The 21,030-nt window shown below is 72.6% G+C and carries 18 protein-coding genes and 1 tRNA gene; 13 read left to right on the top strand and 6 right to left on the bottom strand.

Annotated elements, in window-relative coordinates; translation table 11 throughout:
• Positions 1-395 precede the first annotated feature (395 nt).
• The 5 genes from DEJ16_RS01905 (at position 396) to DEJ16_RS01885 (ending at position 4,799) form a co-directional block, all read left to right on the top strand.
• Complete coding sequence (locus DEJ16_RS01905) at positions 396-971, top strand: septum formation initiator family protein (RefSeq protein ID WP_110823980.1); 576 nt, start codon at positions 396-398, stop codon at positions 969-971.
• Positions 972-1,006: 35 nt separating this feature from the next.
• Complete coding sequence (locus DEJ16_RS01900; RefSeq protein WP_110823620.1) at positions 1,007-1,555, top strand: DUF501 domain-containing protein; 549 nt, start codon at positions 1,007-1,009, stop codon at positions 1,553-1,555.
• A gap of 43 nt (positions 1,556-1,598) precedes the next feature.
• A complete protein-coding gene (locus DEJ16_RS01895) occupies positions 1,599-3,071 on the top strand; it encodes an NAD(P)/FAD-dependent oxidoreductase (protein WP_110823621.1) in 1,473 nt (490 codons plus the stop codon).
• 95 nt (positions 3,072-3,166) lie between these two features.
• Positions 3,167-3,240, top strand: a tRNA-Leu gene (locus DEJ16_RS01890).
• 236 nt (positions 3,241-3,476) lie between these two features.
• Positions 3,477-4,799, top strand: coding sequence for a threonine/serine exporter family protein (locus DEJ16_RS01885; RefSeq protein WP_181419411.1), 1,323 nt, complete (start codon positions 3,477-3,479; stop codon positions 4,797-4,799).
• 300 nt (positions 4,800-5,099) lie between these two features.
• Here DEJ16_RS01885 and DEJ16_RS01880 read toward each other — a convergent pair whose 3' ends face one another.
• A complete protein-coding gene (locus DEJ16_RS01880; protein WP_146232778.1) occupies positions 5,100-7,442 on the bottom strand; it encodes an Ig-like domain-containing protein in 2,343 nt (780 codons plus the stop codon).
• 259 nt (positions 7,443-7,701) lie between these two features.
• On the opposite strand from DEJ16_RS01880, the gene DEJ16_RS01875 reads away from it, so the two are divergent.
• Positions 7,702-8,283 carry a LemA family protein gene (locus DEJ16_RS01875; RefSeq protein WP_258365749.1) on the top strand — a complete coding sequence of 194 codons (582 nt, stop codon included), beginning with the start codon at positions 7,702-7,704 and terminating at the stop codon, positions 8,281-8,283.
• Between the two features lie 13 nt (positions 8,284-8,296).
• Here the strand turns inward: DEJ16_RS01875 and DEJ16_RS01870 are convergent, their stop codons facing one another.
• Positions 8,297-9,514: a winged helix-turn-helix domain-containing protein gene (locus DEJ16_RS01870; protein ID WP_110823623.1), complete on the bottom strand. Its 1,218-nt coding sequence runs from the start codon at positions 9,512-9,514 to the stop codon at positions 8,297-8,299.
• 94 nt (positions 9,515-9,608) lie between these two features.
• Here DEJ16_RS01870 and DEJ16_RS01865 point away from each other — a divergent pair, with 94 nt between their 5' ends.
• Both DEJ16_RS01865 and ilvA read left to right on the top strand, forming a co-directional pair.
• The gene (locus DEJ16_RS01865; protein WP_258365748.1) at positions 9,609-10,865 is read left to right on the top strand and encodes an AI-2E family transporter; all 1,257 of its coding nucleotides are present in this window, start codon (positions 9,609-9,611) and stop codon (positions 10,863-10,865) included.
• A 46-nt stretch (positions 10,866-10,911) separates the two neighbouring features.
• Positions 10,912-12,156, top strand: coding sequence for a threonine ammonia-lyase (gene ilvA, locus DEJ16_RS01860; protein ID WP_110823983.1), 1,245 nt, complete (start codon positions 10,912-10,914; stop codon positions 12,154-12,156).
• A gap of 213 nt (positions 12,157-12,369) precedes the next feature.
• Here the strand turns inward: ilvA and greA are convergent, their stop codons facing one another.
• Both greA and DEJ16_RS01850 read right to left on the bottom strand, forming a co-directional pair.
• On the bottom strand, positions 12,370-12,858 hold the full coding sequence (greA, locus tag DEJ16_RS01855) for a transcription elongation factor GreA (protein WP_110823625.1): 489 nt from the start codon (positions 12,856-12,858) through the stop codon (positions 12,370-12,372).
• A 102-nt stretch (positions 12,859-12,960) separates the two neighbouring features.
• Complete coding sequence (locus tag DEJ16_RS01850) at positions 12,961-13,479, bottom strand: DUF4307 domain-containing protein (RefSeq protein ID WP_181419410.1); 519 nt, start codon at positions 13,477-13,479, stop codon at positions 12,961-12,963.
• 36 nt (positions 13,480-13,515) lie between these two features.
• Between DEJ16_RS01850 and mca the strand changes: the two genes are divergently transcribed.
• Together mca and DEJ16_RS01840 are read left to right on the top strand one after the other, a co-directional pair.
• Positions 13,516-14,406 (top strand): mycothiol conjugate amidase Mca, encoded by an 891-nt coding sequence (gene mca, locus DEJ16_RS01845; RefSeq protein ID WP_110823627.1) that lies wholly within the window; start codon positions 13,516-13,518, stop codon positions 14,404-14,406.
• Positions 14,403-14,708: a hypothetical protein gene (locus DEJ16_RS01840; RefSeq protein ID WP_110823628.1), complete on the top strand. Its 306-nt coding sequence runs from the start codon at positions 14,403-14,405 to the stop codon at positions 14,706-14,708. Before mca ends, DEJ16_RS01840 begins: the two co-directional genes overlap by 4 nt.
• A gap of 84 nt (positions 14,709-14,792) precedes the next feature.
• Here DEJ16_RS01840 and DEJ16_RS01835 read toward each other — a convergent pair whose 3' ends face one another.
• Entirely contained in the window at positions 14,793-15,509 is a 717-nt protein-coding gene (locus tag DEJ16_RS01835; RefSeq protein WP_110823629.1) for a hemolysin III family protein, read from the bottom strand.
• A 76-nt stretch (positions 15,510-15,585) separates the two neighbouring features.
• Here DEJ16_RS01835 and DEJ16_RS01830 point away from each other — a divergent pair, with 76 nt between their 5' ends.
• The 3 genes from DEJ16_RS01830 (at position 15,586) to DEJ16_RS01815 (ending at position 19,273) form a co-directional block, all read left to right on the top strand.
• A complete protein-coding gene (locus tag DEJ16_RS01830; protein ID WP_258365747.1) occupies positions 15,586-16,371 on the top strand; it encodes an isoprenyl transferase in 786 nt (261 codons plus the stop codon).
• 139 nt (positions 16,372-16,510) lie between these two features.
• A complete protein-coding gene (locus DEJ16_RS01825) occupies positions 16,511-17,632 on the top strand; it encodes an aminotransferase class V-fold PLP-dependent enzyme (protein ID WP_110823631.1) in 1,122 nt (373 codons plus the stop codon).
• Between the two features lie 291 nt (positions 17,633-17,923).
• Positions 17,924-19,273: a PhoH family protein gene (locus DEJ16_RS01815; RefSeq protein ID WP_375232105.1), complete on the top strand. Its 1,350-nt coding sequence runs from the start codon at positions 17,924-17,926 to the stop codon at positions 19,271-19,273.
• Positions 19,274-19,565: 292 nt separating this feature from the next.
• On the opposite strand, the gene DEJ16_RS01810 is transcribed toward DEJ16_RS01815, so the two are convergent.
• Positions 19,566-20,978, bottom strand: coding sequence for an aspartate ammonia-lyase (locus tag DEJ16_RS01810; protein WP_110823985.1), 1,413 nt, complete (start codon positions 20,976-20,978; stop codon positions 19,566-19,568).
• Positions 20,979-21,030 lie beyond the last annotated feature (52 nt).

Below are 21,030 nucleotides of genomic sequence, written 5' to 3'. Positions count from 1 at the left end.
GCCGCGGTGCGCGCGAGACGCCTCCGAATTCGGCGGCGTCTCGCCGAGGTGGCGGCGGTTCGGCGGCCGGCGGCGTCCCGTCGGTCAGTTGACGTCCCGGGACCCGAGCCAGCCGGGAGACCCGGGCCGTGCCTCCAGGCAGGTGTAGCGTGACGCCCCCGTCTGCGCGTGACGCCCCCGTCTGCGCGTGACGCCGCGGTGCGCGCGAGACGCCTCCGGATTCGGCGGCGTCTCGGCGAGGTCGCGGCGTCTCGGCGCGGCGGGGGCGTCTCGGGGACCCGAGCCGGACTGGAGGCGCGGGGCGCGCCTCCAGCGTCGGCAGCCGTCGCTGAGAGGGTGCGCAACGCGCGCGCGGCGGGATGCCGAGCCCCGACGGCCGCGTTATCGTCGTCGTCGTGCCCAGCCAGAAGCCCCGCGTCCGCCGCGTCCCCGTGGCCATGCCCGAGGGAGCGACCTCGGGACAGCCGTGGTACCGGTCGCTGCACTTCTCCGGGTTCAGCTTGCTGATGCTCGCGATCATCGTGCTCTTCGTCGTGGTGCTCGCCCCCTCGCTCCGCACGCTCGTGCAGCAGCAGGACCAGATCACCGACATGCAGCGGCAGGTCGCGGCGCAGAAGGCCGACGTCGCGCAGAAGAAGCACGACGTGGCGCGCTGGGACGACCCCGCTTACATCGAGGCACAGGCGCGCGACCGCCTGCTCTACGTGTACCCGGGCGAGGAGAGCTACCTGGTGATGGGCAGCGAGGCCGGCGCTTCGGCCACCCCGGCGCCGAGGACCGAGTCCGGCACCCCGGTCAGCTCGACGGTGCAGACGCCGGACGTGGACTGGGTGCGGTCGATGCTCTCGTCCGTCCTCGAGTCCGGGCTGTCGGACGAGACCGATGACGAACTCGAGCGCCGCGGCGACACCGGTGACGGCAGCGGCAGCGACACCGACCGCGGGACGGACAGCGGCTCGTCCCCCGAGTAGGGCCGACGCGCGGAGTCGGGTAGGCTCACGTGCCCGTGACGACCCCTCCGTTCGACCCGCCGACCGCGCACGACGTGCAGGTGGTGACCGCCCAGCTCGGACGCCCCGCCCGTGACGTGATCGGCATCGCTGCTCGCTGCGTCTGCGGCAACCCGACGGTCGTGTCCACGAAGCCCCGCCTCGGCAACGGCACCCCGTTCCCGACGCTCTACTACCTCTGCCACCCGGCAGCCACCGCAGCGGTCAGCACCCTCGAGGCGAACCAGGTCATGCCCGAGCTGGCCGCCCTCCTCGAGGACGCGGACACCGCTGAGCAGTACCGCCACGCGCACCAGGCGTACCTCGACGACCGTGAGTCGATCGAGCACGTCGAGGAGATCGCGGGCATCAGCGCCGGTGGCATGCCCACCCGCGTGAAGTGCCTGCACGCGCTCGTCGGGCACGCCCTCGCCGCCGGACCCGGCGTCAACCCCATCGGAGACCTCGCGCTGGAGCGCGCGGACTGGTCGCCGTCCCGGTGCGAATGCCGGGCCTATGATGAGGATGCAGACGCCGGAGTCGGGGTGGGTGGCGGCGAGTCCTGACCAGCCGCCCAGCAGTCCAACCACCCCAAGGAGATCACCAACCGTGCCCAAGATCCTCGTCGTCGGCGGCGGCTACGCCGGCTTCTACACCGCATGGAAGCTCGAGAAGCACCTTCGCAACGGCGAAGCCGACGTCGTCATGGTGGACCCGCTGCCGTACATGACGTACCAGCCGTTCCTCCCCGAGGTCGCCGCCGGGTCGATCGAGCCGCGTCACGCCGTGGTCTCGCACCGCCGCCACCTCAAGTCGACCCGCGTCGTCACCGCGAAGGTCACCGGGGTCGACCACGCGAACAAGACCGCGACCATCACCCCCGCGGTCGGTGAGCCGTGGCAGGAGTCGTACGACCAGATCGTCATGACCGCCGGCGCCGTCTCGCGCACCTTCCCGATCCCGGGCGTCGCGGACGAGGCCATCGGCCTGAAGACCATCGAAGAGGCCGCGGCGATCCGCGACAAGATCCTCACCAACTTCGCCAAGGCAGCGAACCTGCCGGCCGGCCCCGAGCGGCAGCGTCTGCTCACGGTAGTCGTCGTCGGTGGTGGCTTCGCCGGTATCGAGGTCTTCGCCGAACTCCGCTCCTTCGTCTCGGACCTGCTCAGCAGCTACCCGCAGATCGCCTTCGAGGACACGCACTTCCACCTCGTCGAGGCGATGGGCCGCATCATGCCCGAGGTCTCGCTCGAGACCTCGCACTGGGTGCTCAAGAACCTCGCCGAGCGCGGGGCCACCGTGCACCTCGAGACGCAGCTCGCCTCGGCCGTCGGTGGCGTCTGCCAGCTCAAGGCCAAGGACGAGTCGATCGAGGTCATCGAGTCCGACCTGATCATCTGGACCGCCGGCGTCATGGCGAACCCGATGGTCAAGGGTACCGACTTCCCGCTCGAGCCCCGCGGCCGCATCACGGTGCAGCCCGACCTCCGCATCGTCGACGAGGGCACGGTCATCGCCGACGCCTGGGCCTGCGGTGACGTCGCGGCCGTCCCGGACCTCACCGGTGGTGGCGTCGGCGGCATGTGCGTGCCGAACGCCCAGCACGCGGTCCGTCAGGCCAAGCAGCTCGCGAAGAACCTCGTCGCGACCCTGCGCGGCGAAGCCACCGTCGACTACAAGCACGAGAACCTCGGTGCCGTCGCCGGCCTCGGTCTCGGCATCGGTGTCTTCCAGTCCGGCAAGTTCGCGATGAAGGGCTTCCTGGCCTGGGGTGCCCACCGCGGCTACCACGGTCTGGCCATGCCGTCGTGGGAGCGCAAGATCCGCGTCGTCGGTGACTGGGTCTCCGGCTTCTTCCTCGGTCGCGACATTGTGTCGCTCGACGACCGCGAGACGCCCCGCGCCGCGTTCGAGGCGTGGGCCTCCCGTCCGAAGCCGGCCGTCGAGGCTGCTCCGGAAGCCGAGTCCCCGGCCGAGGGCCAGCCCGCCGGCGCTGCCGGTCCCGCGTACGCCACGCCCGCCGAGGACGTCTCGAAGGCCGCCGAGCCCGTCGGCGCCGGCGAGTCCGCCAAGACCGAGTAGGCAGCGCACACCCGCTGTCGAGAGGGCGGCCACCCGACGGGTGGCCGCCCTCCGGCGTCGGTAGGCTGTCCCGGCGCGGCCGCCCGTCGCCGTGCGCCCCCGTGGCCCAATCGGTAGAGGCATGCGACTTAAAATCGCCGAGTTGTGGGTTCGAGTCCCACCGGGGGTACGGAGATCGGACGGGCATCCGACTCAACATCGCCGAGATGAGGGTTCGAGTCCCTCCGGGGGTACGGAGATCGGACGGGCATCCGACGCAACATCGCCGAGATGAGGGTTCGAGTCCCTCCGGGGGTACGGAGACCGGACGGGCATCCGACTCAACATCGCCGAGATGAGGGTTCGAGTCCCTCCGGGGGTACGGAGACCGGACGGCACGCCCGCCGTACTCGTTACGCTGACCAGGTGGTCGGGATCGGGAGCGCGCTGACGAACCTTCGGGACGCGCTCCGGCGCCCCGAGGCCCACGTCGAGGTCATCGACGGCGAGACGGTCCCCGTCGGCATGCTGCTCGGCACGCTCGGCGCACTGCTCCTCGACGCCGGCAGCTCGGTCACCGACGTCCGCTCAGCGCTCGAGAAGGCCCGCGACGCAGCGGGTGTCGGCAACGGCCTCGCCATCGGGGTGCTGCCCGCGCTCGTCATCGTCAGCGAGACCGCGACGGGCGCCGCGACGATCGTCAACGCCGAGGGCATCGAGCTCTCGTTCCGCCAGTCCGCCCGCGCCAACCGCCTGGTGCTCGGTCTGGAGCGCGGCGCGATCGCCCTCGCCGAGATCCCCGCCCGGGTCCGGAGCATCCGCCAGGGCACGCGACCACCGGCCCCGCTGCCGTGGGTGCTCGGCAATGCACTGACCTCCGCCGGGCTCGCGGTCGTGTTCCGGTGCCCGTGGTGGGCGGTCCTCCTCGCGCTGGTGGTCGGGGCGCTCGTCGGGGTCATCGGCCTGCTGCTCCGGCGCTTCCGTGAGGCCGTGGCCGTCGTGCCGTTCCTCGCGGCCTTCTGCTCGACCGCCGTCGTCGGACTCGTCGCCGCTGGCACGGGCTTCGACCACGTCCCGCTGTACGCCGTGTGCGCGCCGGTCGCGGTGTTCGTGCCCGGAGCACTCATCACGAACGCCCTGCTCGAACTCACCGCCGCCGACATCGTCACGGGGTCGGCTCGTCTCATGCAGGGACTCATCATGCTCGGCTTCATGGCCGCCGGGATCGCGGCGGGGAGCACGGTGACCGGCCTCCGCATCGACCCGACCTCGGCGGCACTCGTCGGCGAGGTCGCGGGCATCGGCACCGACCGACCCGGCTGGGAGGCCGTCCCGGCGCTCTGGGCGTCGTGGGTCGCCGTGGTGGTCCTCGCGACCGGCATCAGCCTCGTCTTCGGATCCGGGTGGCGCCTGACGGCGGCGTCGGTCGTCGTCATGGTCACCGCCTACGCCGTCGTGTCGTTGCTCACGCCGCTCAGCGGCAGCGTCGTCGCGACGGGCCTCGCCGCGGCGCTGCTGTTCGTCGCGACGCGTGTCCTCGAACGCATCGTGCCGGTGGTGCCGGCGACCGTGTCGTTCCGGCCGGCGTTCCTGCTGCTCGTGCCCGGCACGGTCGGGCTGGTCGCGGTCGCGACGTTCGACGCCGCCGCGCTCGCGACACCGCTCGCGACCTTCGTCAGCCTCTGCGTCGGGACGAAGATCGGCGGGCTGCTGCCCGGGCTGTTCGCCCGGTCCGCGCCGACCCACTGACCGAGGGGATCCGGCAGCCGGCGCCGGAACCACCTGGCGTCTACGACCGGGACACGTCGTCCCGTTCTGGAGGCTCGGTCTCCGCCCGCCGGACAAGTGAGCGGACTGCGCGTGGTGGGCTTCCCGGCCGACGCCGTGCCGGTCATTGTCGGACCGGTGCCCGGTCCATGAGGCGTGTGCGAGCCTCCCGGCCGACGTGTGCCGGTCGCTGTCGGACCGGTCGCCGCTCCGTGCGGTGCATGCGGGCCTCCCCGCCGGCGCGCATCCGGTGCGCGCCCGCCGCCGCCGCCACGGAACCGGTCAGGACGCGGAGGCACCTCCGCGGAGCCGGGGCCAGAGCAGGACGGCTGCCGCGAGGGCGACCACCACCGCGACCGCGGAGGCCCAGGCGACGAGCGGCAGGTGCGTCCCGGTCGGGCCGGAGTAGACCGCCGCGGCCAGACCGACGGCGACGGCCTCGAGGGCGCCGTACCGCGGACGGGACACGGCGGCGAGGGCTGCTCCTGCCGACCCCCGGAGCGGCAGGAGCGTCACGACGAGTGCGCCGAGGCCGCCGACGCAGAGCGTGCTGGCGAACTCGGACACGAGCGAGGCGGTGAACCCGGACCCGGCCGTCACACTGTGCACGACCCATCCGACGGCCGCGAGGACGAGCAGGGTCACCGACCGCCACGTGGCGCTCCGCGCACAGGCCGCGACACCGTTCCCGAGTCGCATGGCGGCGGTGTCCACGTCGGTGCGGCCGACGGGTACCAGGAGGACGCCGACGACGAGGGCGGGGGAGAGGTCCGCGGTGCGGGTGAGGCCGCTCGCGACGACCGCCGCGAGCACGAGACCGGGTGAGACCCGGAAGGTGACGGCTCGTCGATCCTCACCAGCAGCCCACCGCGTCGCGAGCACGACACCGGCCGTGAGCACGACGACGCCGGCGAGGACGGCCAGGGCGAGTCGGACGTAGCGAGCCTCGAGGGCGATCCCGGTGCCCAGCAGCGTGGACACCGCGGCGAGCGTCGTGCCGACCGCGATCGAGACCCAGGCCGGCAGTGCGTCGTCACCGCGTGTGCGCTCGGACCGGGGCCGGTTGCGGCCCGTGAAGCGGGAAGCGGGACGCGGCAGTCGCCCGCGGAGGGCGCCGGCGAGGACCCGCACCGGTCCGGCCACCAGGAGCAGGAACGCGGCGGCGACGCCGACCGCGATCGCGAGCGTGCGCCAGGAGAACGAGGACTGGATCGTGGGGACCGCGTGGTCGTACGCCGTGGCGACCGTCCAGTCACCTGCTGGGCCGGACCAGTCCGGCCTTCCGTCGGGTCGGCCGTCGGTGCCACCGCCGGGCACGCCCGCGGAGGGTGGGCCGTCGGCGGGGCTCCCCGGTCCGCCACCGGGTCCGTCCTCGGGGTCGGACTGCTGTCCTCGGCCGGGCCGGGGCGTCGGGGCCACGGCGCCGCTGCCGGAGGAGGGGCGGTCGGCGCCCGGGTCCGATCCGGACCCGTCGGTGGGCGACGGCCCGGCGGCCGACGGCCCGCTCACGCGGACCGGGACCGCGGGCGCCGCCCGGGAGGTGTTGCCCGCGACGTCCTGCGCCCCCGCGCTGATGCGGTGGGCGCCGCCACGGAGCACGTCGGCGACGCGGCACGACCACGTCCCCGACGCCGTGACCTCCGCCCGGCACACCGCGACGTCGTCGACGTAGGCGGTCACGATGGTCCCGGGCTCCGCGGTGCCGGCGATGCGGACCGAGCGTGCGCCGACGACCGCGGATGCCGACGGGGTGCCGATGCGGGGAGCGGCCGGGGCCGTCCGGTCGATCGTGATGCTGCTCGGCGGCGAGACCGCGCTCCGGAGGTCGGAGCGGTACCCGTCGGCCGTGCTCGCGGTCTGCGTCGCCGTCACGGTGGACGGGCCGTCTGCGGGCGCACCGGGACCGACGGCCCAGGAGACGTGCCAGGTGCCGGCGGGCCCGACGACCGCGGTGCGCACGGCCGTGCTGCCGGCCCGCGTGACCGTCACGGTCGCGCCTGGTCGGCCGGTGCCCGTGACGGCCCCGGCGGTCGGTCGCCGGGTGGTGACGACCGGTGGGACGATCACGTCCGACGGAGCGGCGTCGGCGCTCGGGAGGGACGAGGTGGTCGTGTCGAGGACGGTGAAGACCTGCGCCGGTCCCGAGTGCACGGTGCCCACGCACGACCAGGTGCCGTCGGCCCTGGCGGTCGTCCGGCACACCGAGGCGGACGGGACGGCGGGGTCGGCGACGCGGACACCGTGACCCGGGGCGGCACGGCCGGAGAAGCGCGCGAGGTCGGTCGTGAGGTCCCCGGGGTCGGCGATGGTCGGCGCCGTCGGGGTGCCGCCCGACGGCGGCGCCACGGGTGTCCGGCTCGGTGACGGGCTCGGTGCGGCGGGCGCCGGGACCGGGTTCGCGAACGTGGGTGGCTCGGTCGGCGGCGCGGTCGTGCCGGCACCGGGCAGGGTGGAGGGGACGGCGGCCACCGGTACGGCGTCGAGCGGGACCAGCACGAGGGGTACCAGGACGAGACCGGCCGCGGCGAGGAGCAGGCGGGCGACCGTGCCACGGCTCCGGGATCGCCGAGCCCGGGTACCGCCCCTCGCGCCCCGGTGTCCCACGTCGCCCCCTGCCGTGTCCATCCCCTCCATCCCACGTGATCAGGCGCCCCGGGTCAACACCCCGCGCGGACGATCCGGCCGGTTCTGCGCCGATCGTCGCCCGAGCCGGGCGTGGTCCGCGAGCAGGGTGTGCGGCACTCGGGAATCGGCCGTGAAGATCCTCCCCCGGTGAGGGCGCTCCGACCTGCTCGGTAAGATCGTCGAGGACCTCCCTGGTCCGCCCGACGGACCCTGGTGGTCCGGCACGACCGCGGCCCGACGCGCAGAGGAGCACGACCGAATGGACACCGGACTCATCACGGCACTCATCGTGGTCGGCGTGGTGGTCGTCGTCCTCGTGGTGATCGGGATCTGGCTCTGGGTCAGTCACAAGTCGCTCGTCGCACTGCAGGGAAGGGTCGACAGCGCCTGGTCGGAGATCGCCGAGCACCTGCAGCAGCGTGCGGAGTTGATCCCGACGATCGTGAGCACCGTGCAGGGCTACGCCGCGCACGAGGAGTCCGTCTTCTCCGCCGTGGACCGGGCCCGCACCGAGACGCTCTCCGCCGGGGACGCCGTCGCGGCCTCCTCCGCCGAGGGGCACATGCAGAAGGCACTGAAGAGCGTCTTCGCGGTCGCCGAGCACTACCCGCAGCTCCAGTCGAGCCAGGGGTTCCTCGAACTCCAGTCGCAGCTCGTCGCCACCGAGGACAAGATCCAGTCCGCACGCCGGCACTACAACGGCGGCGTCCGCGAGCTCAACACCAAGGTGAAGTCGTTCCCCACGTCCACCTTCGCGAAGCACCGCGGGGTCGGGCCCGCTCCGTTCTTCGAGACGGCCGAGCCCGCCGCGATCGCGGAACCCCCGCGCGTCCAGTTCTAGGCGGTCGCGTTCGTCAGCCGTCCCGTCGTGGACGGACACCCAGCGCGCCGGCCAGGTCCGCGGCGGCCGTCCCGCGGTCGGTGACCTCGACGTCGCCGAGCCCCTGCCACGCCGCTGTCCGGCGGAGCAGCGCCGCCAGGCGGTCGACGTCCACCACCGACCCGGGCTCGTGCCAGGCCGTCCGGACGTGCAGCACCCCGCGCTGCCGGTCGCTCTTCAGGTCGACGCGCCCCACGAGCGCCTCGTCCTGCAGCACCGGGAGCACGTAGTACCCGAACACCCGCTTCGGTGCCGGCGTGTAGATCTCGATCCGGTAGTGGAAGCCGAACACCCGCTCGGCACGCGGCCGGAACCAGACGACCGGGTCGAACGGGCTGAGCACGGCGTCGGCGTCGACCCGTCGCGGCACCCGTGCGTCGACGTGCATCCACGCGCGGTCCTTCCACCCCGCCACCGACACCGGGACGAGCTCGCCGGCGTCCTCCAGGTCGGCGATCGCCGCCGCGGTGTCGTCCGCGCGCAACCGGTGGTGGTCCGCCAGGTCCGCCCGGGTGCCGATGCCCACCGCGCGGGCCGAGCGTCGGACGAGTTCCCGGACGGCGTCCTGCCGGTCCGGAGCGGTCGCGAAGTACCCGGCCGGCAACACCTGGTCGGGGAGCGCGTACACCCGCTCGAAGCCGGCACGGCCCGCGCTGACGACGTCGCCCCACCGGAAGAGCTGTTCCAGCCCGTGCTTCACGTCGCTCCAGCCCCACCAGGGGCCCCGGCGCACGTTCGACTCGTGCTCGACGGCGCTCGCCGGCATCGGCCCCTGCGCCGCGAGCAGCGCGAGGAGCTCACCGCGCACCCGGGCGGTGCGTTCGACCCCGGCGACCCGGTTCGGCCGCGTCGCGTCCCGCTCCCGGTACGCGTCCATGCGCCAACGGAACAGGCGGAGGTCGTCGCGCGGGACGAACGCCGCCTCGTGCGCCCAGTACTCGATCCACGGGCTGCGCTGGGTGAGCGTCAGCCGGTCGAGGGCCGCCTTGTCGTAGGCGCCGAGGCGTGCGTACAGGGGGAGGTAGTGGCTCCGCTCGAAGACGTTGACGGAGTCGATCTGCAGCAGGCCGAGACGTGCCGCGCCGGCCGACACCGTGCGCGCCGTGACCGCTTCCGGTCGGGGCCGGCCGAACCCCTGCGCGGCCAGGGCCACCCGGCGGGCCTCGGAGGCGGAGAGTGTCGTCCTGACCATGGGGGAACGCTACCGACGGCGCCCGACACCGCGTGCCGATCCGGTCCATGCCGCGCCCGGTACTCCTGCGGCATCGCGTGGATACAGTGAGCGCATGGCTTGGGTCAAGAAGGCGCACCCCGATCCCGTGGTCGAGGAATCGGTGCCGATCGGCATGCGGATCGCGGGGGCGTTCTCGTGGCGGGTGCTCGTCATCGCGGGCGTGATCGCGCTCTTCGTCTGGCTGATGACGATCTTCAGCGACATCCTCGTCCCCTTCCTCGTCGGCATCGTGATCTCCGCGCTCCTGGTGCCGATCTCGAACCGGCTGCAGCGGCACCACGTGCCGAAGTGGCTCGCCGTCGTCCTCAGTCTGCTCGGCGGGCTCGCCGCGGTCGCAGCGCTGCTCTGGCTCGTCATCGACCAGATCATCGCGTCGTACCCCTCGCTCCGCGACCGCACGGTGTCCCAGTTCGGCAACGTCCGCGAGTTCGTGCTGAACTCCGGATTCGGGATCTCACAGGCGGACGTCGACAACTGGATCGGGGAGGCCACCACCTGGGTGCAGGACAACACCGGGACGATCCTGTCCGGTGTCGCCACTGCCGGCTCGAGTGCCACGCACGTGTTCGAGGCGCTCTTCATCATCCTGTTCACCACGATCTTCCTGCTCATCGACGGCAAGAACGTCTGGCGCTGGACCGTGCGGCTCTTCCCGCGCAAGGCCCGCGCGACCGTGGACGGGGCCGGCGTCGCGGGGTGGATCACCCTGACGAGCTTCATCCGCGTGCAGATCTTCGTGGCCTTCGTCGACGCCGTGGGCATCGGCCTCGGTGCGTTCATCGTCGGACTGTTCTTCGGCGGCATGCCGCTCGTCATCCCGATCGCCGCGATCGTGTTCCTCGGTGCCTTCATCCCGGTCGTCGGTGCGATCGTCACCGGCTTCCTGGCCGTCTTCGTCGCACTCATCTTCAACGGTCCACTCGCCGCGGTGCTGGTGCTCGGCGTCGTCCTGCTCGTCCAGCAGATCGAGGGCCACATCCTGCAGCCCCTCGTGATGGGCAACGCCGTCAAGGTGCACCCCCTCGCGGTGGTGCTCGGTGTGACCGCCGCGTCCGGGCTGGCCGGCATCGCCGGGGCGTTCTTCGCGGTCCCGCTCATCGCGACGCTCAACGCGATGGTCACGACCATCGCGAGCGGCCGGTGGCGGGGACTCGACTCGGAGCACGTCCGCGAGGCAACCCCGAAGCGCGGCCAGCACGGCCGCATCCAGCTCCTCCGACGACGTCGTCACCAGATCGGCGACGACGTCCCGGCACCGGGCAGCGACGCGCAGCCCGCGGCCGAGCCCGGGACCGCCAGCACGAACTGAGCGTCACGTGGCACGCGACCGCTCCGCGACCGACGATGATGGGACCGTGACCGACACGACTGCAGCCCCGATCCCGACGCTCGCCGACATCGAGGCCGCGCGCGAGACGATCGCCGGGGTGGCGCGGGTGACCCCGATGGAGACGTCGAAGTTCCTCGAGGGCCTGCTCGGGTCGCCGGTGCACCTCAAATGCGAGAACCTGCAGCGCACCGGCGCGTACAAGGTGCGCGGTGCCTACAACCGGTTGTCCACGCTGTCGGCCGAGCAGCGGGAGGCCGGGGTCGTCGCCGCCAGCGCCGGCAACCACGCGCAGGGGGTCGCCTTCGCCGCCCGCGAGCTCGGCATCCCCGCGACGATCTTCACGCCGGTCGGTGTCGCCCTGCCGAAGCTGCAGGCCACCCGCCGGTACGGGGCGGACGTCGTCCTGCGCGGGCACTCGGTGGAGGAGGCTCTCTCCGCCGCCAAGGACTTCGCCATCCGCACGGGCGCCGTGTTCATCCCGCCGTTCGACCACCCCGCGGTGATCGCCGGTCAGGGCACGGTCGGCCTCGAGATCGTCGACCAGGTGCCCGACGTCGACACGGTCGTCGTGCCGATCGGCGGCGGCGGCGTCATCTCCGGCATCGCGATCGCGGTGAAGGGGATGGCCGAGCGCCTCGGTCGTGACATCCGGGTCATCGGCGTGCAGGCCGAGAACGCGGCCGCCTACCCGTCGTCGATCCAGGCGGGGGAGCCCGTCACCATCACGACGAGCCCGACGATCGCGGACGGCATCGCGGTCGCGCGCCCGGGCGACATGAACTTCCCGATCATCCGCGATCTGGTCGACGAGATCGTGACCGTCTCCGACGACGACGTCGCCCGGGCACTCCTCGTGCTGCTCGAGCGCGCGAAGCTCGTGGTCGAGGCCGCCGGTGCCGTCGGCGTCGCGGCGATCATGGCGGGCGCGGTGCACGACACCGGCCGGACCGTGGTCCTCCTCAGCGGCGGCAACATCGACCCGCTCATGATGGAGCGGGTCATCACGCGCGGACTCGTCGCCGCGTCCCGCTACATCGGGATCCGGATCATGCTGCCGGACCGTCCGGGTCAGCTCGCCCGCGTCTCGCAGATCATCTCGGACGCCGGCGCCAACGTCGTCGAGGTCCTGCACACCCGCCACGGCCAGGGCGTGGTGATCAGCGAGGTGGCGCTCGACCTGTCGATCGAGGCGCGCGGGCCCGAACACGCCGACGAGGTCATGGCCCGGCTGCAGGAGGCCGGCTTCCGCCCGGAGCAGCTCACGAACTGACGCGCGCTCCTGGGGCAGGACCGTGCTGCGCACGGCGACGGCCTGGAGGCCCGGGCCGACCCGGCGGACGGCGGTCGCGCCTCCAGGCCGTCGCGACGGTCAACGACCTCCGGCCCGCCGTGCGCGGCGGGCACACGACGGCCCGGCGTGTACCAGGAGGGTGCACGCCGGGCCGGAGGTCGGGTGCCGCGAGGCCGCGAAGGCCGCGAGGGCCTACGGCTCGTACCGCTCGACCTTCGTGACCTCGACGGCGATCTCCTTGCCGTTCGGGGCCGTGTACGTCGTCGCCTCACCGGCACGGAGGCCGACGATCGCGGCGCCGACCGGGCTGACCGGGCTGTACACGGTGAGGTCCGAGCCCTCCGCGACGATCTCGCGGTTGCCCACGAGGAACGTCGAGGAGTCGCCGGCGATGGTCGCGGTGACGACGGTGCCCGGTTCGACGGTGCCGTCGAACTCGGCCTCGGTGACGGTGGCGTGCTTGAGGAGCTCGGTCAGGGAGCGGATGCGGGCCTCGATCTTGCCCTGCTCGTCCTTGGCGGCGTGGTAGCCACCGTTCTCCTTGAGGTCGCCCTCTTCGCGCGCGGCCTCGATGCGGCTCGCGATCTCGATGCGGGCCGGGCCGGTGAGCTGTTCGAGCTCGGCGGTGAGACGGTCGAACGCCTCCTGGGTCAGCCAGGTGCCCTGCGTGTCGTTGCTCATGTCGTTTCCCTTCGGCCGCGACGGTCGGGACCGGTCACGGCGTGTGGCGCAAAAGAATCGAGACCGGCCGGCGGCCGGTCTCGAATCGTGATTCCGAGCAGTCTAGGGAACCCAGCACGAGTGGATCAAGCCGGTGACGGCGCGCGACGTCGTGTTCACGGGCGTCGAGAGCGAGCGGCTCCGCTGGTCGTCCGCCGGCACCGTCACCACCCGCCAGCCGACGATCGTGTAGCCCTTGTCGAGCGCCTGGACCGCGCACTCGACCTCGGTGCCCGGGTCGACCGCCAGCTGGGTGTGCACGACGACCTGGTGGTCCGACACGACCTCGTACCCGACGTCGTCGGTGTCGAGCCCGTGGTCGGTCTGTCCGGGGCCCGCCCAGATCGCCCAGACCGCGAACACGACGGCGATCGCGACCGCGGTGACGATGGCGAGCAGCCTGCCCCGGCGCCGGGTGCCGGCACCGCGACCGTAGCGGTCGTCCAGTGCTGCCCGGTCGGCGGGTGCCGCGCTACCGGCTGCTGCGGGCCCTGCTGCTGGGGCGGTGTGCTGATCGGACAGTTCGGGGCTCCCGGGGTGATTATCCTGATCCCAGGGTAGTTCACGCTCGCCGTGCGCCACCCGCGTCCGAAGGTCCGTGAGCAGTGGAGGAACGCTGTGCCCCGTCGTCTGCTCGCCGTGCACGCCCATCCCGACGACGAGTCGAGCAAGGGCGCGGCCACGGCGGCGAAGTACGTGGCCGACGGTGCGGAGGTCCTCGTCGTCTCGTGCACCGGGGGCGAGGCCGGGGACATCCTCAACGAGCAGCTGCCGGACGCGTCGAAGGCCCGCGCGCACCGCGACATGGCGGGCTTCCGCCGCACCGAGATGGCGGCCGCGCAGGCAGCCCTCGGGATCGACCACGTCTGGCTCGGGTACCACGACTCCGGACTGCCGGACACCGAGCAGGGTGAGACGGTCCGCCCCGGCACGTTCGCGACGGTCCCGCTCGAGTACAGCACCGCGGCCCTGGTCCGGGTCGTCCGTCGCTTCCGCCCCCACGTCCTGGTGACGTACGACGAGAACGGCGGCTACCCGCACCCGGACCACATCCGGACGCACGAGGTCTCGGTCGCTGCGTGGCGTGACGCCGCGGATCCCGAGAAGTACCCGGAGGCCGGGCCCGCCTGGTCCGTGTCGAAGCTGTACTACGAGCGCACCATGAACCCACGGCGGTTCTCGGCCTTCCACGATGCCCTGCGGGAGCGCGACCCCGAGAACCCGCTCCTCGAGCAGCTCGGCGAGTGGGTGCAGCGGTTCGCGGACCGGCCGGACCTCGCCACGTCGCACGTCGACGTGCACGAGTACTTCGAGGCGCGGGACGCCGCACTCCGGGCGCACGCGAGCCAGGTGCCGCCGGACAGCCCGTTCTTCTACTGGCCGAACGACCTGCTCGCCGAGGTCTGGCCGACCGAGGACTACCAGCTCGTCGAGGCACGAGTGCCGACCGAGCTCCCCGAGTCCGACCTGTTCGCAGGGATCCCATCCGAAGAGGACGCGCACGCGTGAGCACCATCGCCGCCGTACTGGCAGCCACCCCCAGCCCGAGCCCGAGCGGCGTCCCCGACGTCGACGTCACGCCCGGGGTCGCCGGCTTCGTCGCCATCGCGGTGGTCGCGATCGTGACGATCCTCCTCGTGCTCGACATGACGCGGCGCATCCGTCGCACCCGCTACCGCGCCGAGGTGCGGGAACGCCTCGAGGCCGAGGTCGCGGGCGAGCCCGCCGACGGCGCCGCGACCGACGAGCCGTCACGTCGCGCCGCCGAGGACGGCCGGGCCGACGTGGGCGACGACACCGAGCGCGGCTGACGCGTCCGCACGACGGACGGGAGGCTCCCCACCAGCTGGTGGGGAGCCTCCCGTCCGTCGTGGGTGCGGCGTCCGCGCGCCGCCTCAGCGCACCGGGTCGAGGGCGATGACCAGGATGCCCGCCCACTGCGCGGCGAAGGCGACGACCGTGAGGGCGTGGAAGACCTCGTGGAAGCCGAAGAACGTCGGCGACGGGTCCGGGCGCTTGAAGCCGTAGACGGCCGCTCCGAGGATGTACGCCACCCCGCCGGCGAGCACGAGCACGGTCATCGGCACGCTCGCCGCGAAGAGCTGCGGCAGGATGAGGAACGCCGCGCAGCCGAGCGCCAGGTACAGGGGCACGTACAGCCACCGCGGTGCCCCGATCCAGAAGACGCGGAAGGCGACGCCGAGCAGCGCCCCGCTCCACATCACCCAGAGCACCACGACCATGAGCGTGTGCGGCAGCGCACAGACCGCGACGGGCGTGTACGTGCCGGCGATGAGCAGGAAGATGTTCGTGTGGTCGATGCGCTTCAGCACGCGCTTGACGACCGGGCCCCACGGGAACCGGTGGTACGTCGCGGAGACGCCGAACATGATCATCGACGTCGCCATGAACACCGCACTCGCCGCCTTCGCGGCAGGGGTGGCCGCGAGCGCGATGAGCACGATGCCCATCGCCACGGCGAACGGGAACGTGCCGGCGTGGATCCACCCGCGCCAGGCCGGACGGGGCGCGTCCGTCGTGGCGGCGTCGGCGCTCGCCTCCTCCGTGAACGGGACGTGGGGAAGCGCTGGCGCGTCCTGGTCTGACTGCATGCCCTCGACGCTACGACCGGATCACGGAAGAGCGGCTGGGAGTCCTCGTGCGGAGTGGTTGCACTACAGTCGACGCGTGACGGGCAGGCTGGGATGGGCGGGGCGTGGGCTCCTCTACCGTGCGTACCAGAACCGCATCCGCCGTGAGATCGAGGGCGCGCAGAAGCCCAAGCACGTGGCGATGATCGTCGACGGGAACCGCCGGTGGGCCCGGCAGCTCGGTCTCGAGACCGCGGCACACGGCCACCGGGCCGGCGCTGCCAAGATCCCCGAGTTCCTGTCCTGGTGCGAGGACCTCGACATCCAGGTCGTCACGCTCTACCTGCTCTCGGCCGACAACCTGAAGGGTCGCGGCGGCGAGGAGCTCGACCAGCTGGTCGGGATCATCGCCGACCTGGCCGAGCGCCTGTCGCACCACCGCACGTGGCGGGTCCAGCACGTCGGGTCGAACGACGGCCTGCCACCGGAGCTCGTCAGCGCGCTCGAGCGGGCCGAGGAACGCACGGCGGACCACGCCGGGCTGCACATCAACCTCGCGGTCGGGTACGGCGGTCGGCGGGAGATCGCGGACGCCATGCGGAGCATCGTCCGGTCCCACGGCGAGGGCGGCGGGACACTCGACACCCTGGCCGAGGTGCTCACGCCCGAGCTCATCGGCGACCACCTGTACACGCAGGGGCAGCCGGACCCGGACCTCATGATCCGGACGTCGGGGGAACAGCGGCTGTCGGACTTCCTGCTCTGGCAGAGTGCCCACAGCGAGTTCTACTTCGTCGAGGCCTTCTACCCGGACCTGCGCGAGGTGGACTTCCTCCGTGCGGTCCGCGACTTCGGGTTGCGCTCGCGACGGTTCGGCGGCTGAACCGCTCCACAGGGTCCGAGCCGGGGTGGCCGGGGCCGATCGGCCGCCCCCGTGTGCCTGGCGTTCCGCGGACTGCATTCGACCGCCTGCACCGGTCCCAGTAGGCTCACAGGGTTCTGCCCACTGGAAGGTGCACCCCGTGACCACGATCGACGAGTACGTCGCCGGCTTCGCCGAGGAGCCCGGCTACCTCGACCACGCCGCGTTCGGCCCCGTGCAGACCGCCGTCCTCGAGGAGCAGCGTGTCCTCGGCCACATCCAGGAGCACATGCGCTTCGGGGCGATGGAGACGCTCGACGAACAGGACGCCCGGGTCCGCGCCGTCGCCGCCCGTCTCGTCCGCCGCCGGGAGGACCAGGTCGTCTCGCAGACCGCGACCACGCCCGGCCTGCTCCACACCGCCTTCGGCCTGACCGGCGGGGTCCTCGTCGCCGCCGACGAGTACCCGTCGCTGCCGCTCGCCCTCGCGAGTGCCGCGTCGGCGACCGGCGGCCGCGTGCAGCCCGTCGTCATCGAGTCCGGCGCCGGCTGGCTCACGCCCGAGCTGATCCGCGAGCGGCTCTCCGACGACGTGACCGCGGTGGCGCTGTCCCTCGTGGACTGGCGCACCGGCTACCTCGCCGACCTCGCCGCGATCCGGGACGTCATCGGCGACCGTCTGCTCATCGTCGACGCCATCCAGGGCTTCGGCGTCGTCGACGCCCCGTACGAGGTGGCGGACGTCGTCGCCACGGGCGGCCAGAAGTGGCTGCACGCCGGGTGGGGCACCGGCTTCGTGTCGTTCAGCGACCGGGCCCTCGAGCGTGTCCGGCCGGCGCTGTCCGGTCCGCACGGTACGACCGGGTGGCCGTCCGAGGTCCCGACCGTGCGCCCCGGTGCGACGGCCTTCAGCATGTCGCGGGTGGACCCCGTGTCCCAGGCCCGTCTCGCCGTCTCCCTCGAACGCCTCACCGCCGTCGGCGTCGCCGCCGTGCAGGAGCGCGTCGCCGACCGGGTGGACCGGGTCATCGCCATCGCCGACGAGTTCGGCCTGCCCGTCGTGTCGAGCCGCGACCTCCCGGAGCGCGCCGGCATCGTCGTGCTCCGACCGGGCGCCGGACGGCTCACCGCACTGAGCGCAGCGCTGCACAACCACGGCGTCACCGCGACGGCCCGCCTCGGTGAGGTGCGGGTCTCGGTGTTCGCGTCCACGACGGACGAGACGCTCGGGATGTTCCGGGATGCCTGCGTCTCGTACGCCACGATGACGCCTGACGCATGACGCCTGACGCCTGACGCCTGACGCCTGACGCCTGACGCCTGACGCCTGACGCCTGACGCCTGACGCCTGACGCCGGGCGCTGGCCGCGCCTCCCGGCCGTTCAGCCGGCCGACACACGACCGTAACCGCGCGATCAGGCGTGTCGCTGGTGCGCTGCGCCCACCCGTCGTAGCTTGGCGACATCGGGCAACGCGCCCGGTCGGAGCGGCCACGGTCGGTGCTCCGGGACCGCTCCAGTGGCCGCGTCGAGGACATGGACCGGGTCGCTCGCGGCCCGGGGATGGAGTGGTCGTGACCTCTCAGAACGTCTCCCGCGGAACCTCGTCAGCAGCGCCGGCATCGACGTCGGCCGCCCAGCGCACCTACGTGCTGGACACCTCCGTGCTGCTCAGCGATCCGCGCGCCCTGTTCCGCTTCGCCGAGCACGCGGTCGTCCTGCCCGTCGTGGTCGTCGGCGAACTCGAGTCGAAGCGCAACGACCCGGAGATCGGGTACTTCGCCCGGCAGGCGCTGCGCATCCTCGACGAGCTGCGGGTCGAGCACGAGCGACTGGACTTCCCGGTGGCGGTCGGGGACGGCGGCTCGCTCCGCGTCGAGCTGAACCACTCGAACCAGTCCGTCCTGCCGTCCGGGCTCCAACTCGGGGACAACGACTCCCGCATCCTGGCGGTCGCGTCCAACCTCGCGAACGACGGGCTCGACGTGGTGGTCGTGTCGAAGGACCTGCCGCTCCGGGTGAAGGCCGCGTCGATCGGCCTCGCCGCCGAGGAGTACCGCGCCGAACTCGCCGTCGACAGCGGGTACACGGGCATCACCACACTGCAGGTGTCCGGCGACCAGGTCACGGCGCTCTACGAGACCGAGGAGCTCCGCACGGTCGACCTCGACGGCGTCCCGGTCAACACCGGGGTCGTCATCTCCTCCGAGCGCGGCTCCGCACTCGGCCGCGTGCACACCGCCGGCTCGGTGTCGCTCGTGCGCGGGGACCGTGAGGTCTTCGGCCTCCGCGGGCGGTCCGCCGAGCAGCGGCTCGCCATCGACGCCCTGCTCGACCCGGAGATCGGCATCGTGTCCCTCGGGGGGAGTGCCGGCACCGGCAAGTCCGCGCTCGCACTGTGCGCCGGTCTCGAAGCCGTGCTCGAACGGCAGCAGCACAAGAAGATCATGGTGTTCCGCCCGCTGTACGCCGTGGGCGGCCAGGAGCTCGGGTTCCTGCCCGGGGACGCCTCGGAGAAGATGAACCCGTGGGCGCAGGCCGTGTTCGACACCCTCGGGGCGCTCGTGTCCGAGAACGTGCTCGACGAGGTCGTCGAGCGCGGCATGCTCGAGGTGCTGCCGCTCACCCACATCCGGGGCCGCTCCCTGCACGACGCGTTCGTCATCGTGGACGAGGCGCAGTCGCTCGAGCGCAACGTCCTGCTGACGATGCTGTCCCGCATCGGGCAGAACTCGCGCGTGGTGCTCACCCACGACGTGGCGCAGCGGGACAACCTGCGGGTCGGCCGGCACGACGGGGTCGCGTCGGTCATCGAACGGCTGAAGGGGCACCCGCTGTTCGCGCACGTGACGCTGACACGGTCGGAGCGCTCGGCGATCGCGGCGCTCGTGACGGAGCTGCTGGACTCGCCCGACCTGGCGTAGGGGCGGGCCGGGCCGGCCGGCTCGCTCCGCGCTGAGCGACAACCCTCGCGCTCGTCGGCGCGAGGGGTGTCGCTCAGCGCGATCCGACGTCCGGTGCGACGGCGCTCGACGGGAGGCGCGGGGCGGGTCCGGCGGCGCGGACCGGGTCCGGCGTCGAATGGGTCCGTCGAGGTTGAACGCCGCCGGACGAACGAGACGCCGCCGGACGCACGAGACGCCGCCGGGAACGGCGGCGTCTCGGCGACAGGGCGGCGTCCTGGATTGGACGCCGGCGTCTCGTCCGGACCGGAGGTCAGGCGGGGCGGGTCATGCTGAGGACGTCGAGGGCGCTGTCGAGCTGCTCTTCGGTGACCTCGCCGCGCTCGACGAAGCCGAGGGCGACGACCGCCTCCCGGACGGTGATGCCCTGGGCGACCGCCGTCTTCGCGACCTTCGCGGCCGACTCGTAGCCGATGACGCGGTTCAGCGGCGTCACGATGGACGGCGACGACTCGGCGAATGCGCGCGCCCGCTCGAGGTCGGCCTCCAGCCCGTCGACGGTCTTGTCGGCGAGGACGCGGGTGCTGTTCGCGAGCAGACGGATGGACTCGAGCAGCGCCGTGCCCATCACCGGGATCGCGACGTTGAGCTCGAACGAGCCGGACGCGCCCGCCCACGCGACGGTCGCGTCGTTGCCGATGACCCGCGCGGCGACCATGAGCGTGGCCTCGGGGATCACCGGGTTCACCTTGCCCGGCATGATCGACGAGCCCGGCTGCAGGTCCGGGATGTGCAGTTCGCCGAGCCCGGTGTTCGGGCCGGAGCCCATCCAGCGGAGGTCGTTGTTGATCTTCGTCAGGCTGACGGCGATGACCTTGAGGGCACCGGAGACCTCGACGAGGGCGTCGCGGGCTCCCTGCGCCTCGAAGTGGTCGAGCGCCTCGGTGATCGGCAGTCCGGTGTCCTCCGCGAGCTGCGCGATGACCTGCTGCGGGAAGCCCTTCGGCGTGTTGATGCCGGTGCCGACCGCGGTGCCGCCGAGCGGGACCTCGGCGACGCGGGGGAGGGTGGCGGTCAGGCGCTCGATGCCGAGGCGGATCTGGCGCGCGTACCCGCCGAACTCCTGGCCGAGGGTGACGGGCGTGGCGTCCATCAGGTGGGTGCGGCCGGACTTCACCGCGCCGGCCCACTCGGTCGCCTTGCGCTCGAGTGCCTCGGCGAGGTGGTCGAGTGCCGGCACGAGCGAACGGATGAGGGCGTCCGTGACCGCGACGTGCACGGAGGTCGGGAAGACGTCGTTCGACGACTGCGAAGCGTTGACGTGGTCGTTCGGGTGCACCTCGGTCCCGGCGGTCCGGGAGGCGAGCGTGGCGAGGACCTCGTTCATGTTCATGTTCGAGGAGGTGCCGCTACCGGTCTGGTACACGTCGACCGGGAAGTGGTCGTGGTGCTCGCCGCCGATCACGGTGTCCGCGGCGGTCGCGATCGCCTGGGCGACGTCGTCGTCGAGGATGCCCAGCCGGCCGTTCACCAGGGCTGCGGCGCGCTTGATCCGCGCGAGCGCCACGATCTGCGCGGACTCGAGGCCCGTGCCGGAGATCGGGAAGTTCTCCACGGCCCGCTGTGTCTGCGCACGGTAGAGCGCCGACGCGGGGACCCGCACCTCGCCCATCGTGTCGTGCTCGATGCGGAACTCGCCGTCAGCGGGGGTGGTGGTGTCGGTCACGTCGTCGTGGTCCTTCCTCGTGGTGCTCACACCGGGTCGCGGTCGCGGGCGG

The organism is Curtobacterium sp. MCJR17_055 (assembly GCF_003224335.1).
In the GTDB taxonomy this organism is placed as follows: domain Bacteria; phylum Actinomycetota; class Actinomycetes; order Actinomycetales; family Microbacteriaceae; genus Curtobacterium.
Note: the sequence above shows the minus strand (reverse complement) of the source record. Positions and strands in the feature narration are given on the sequence as shown.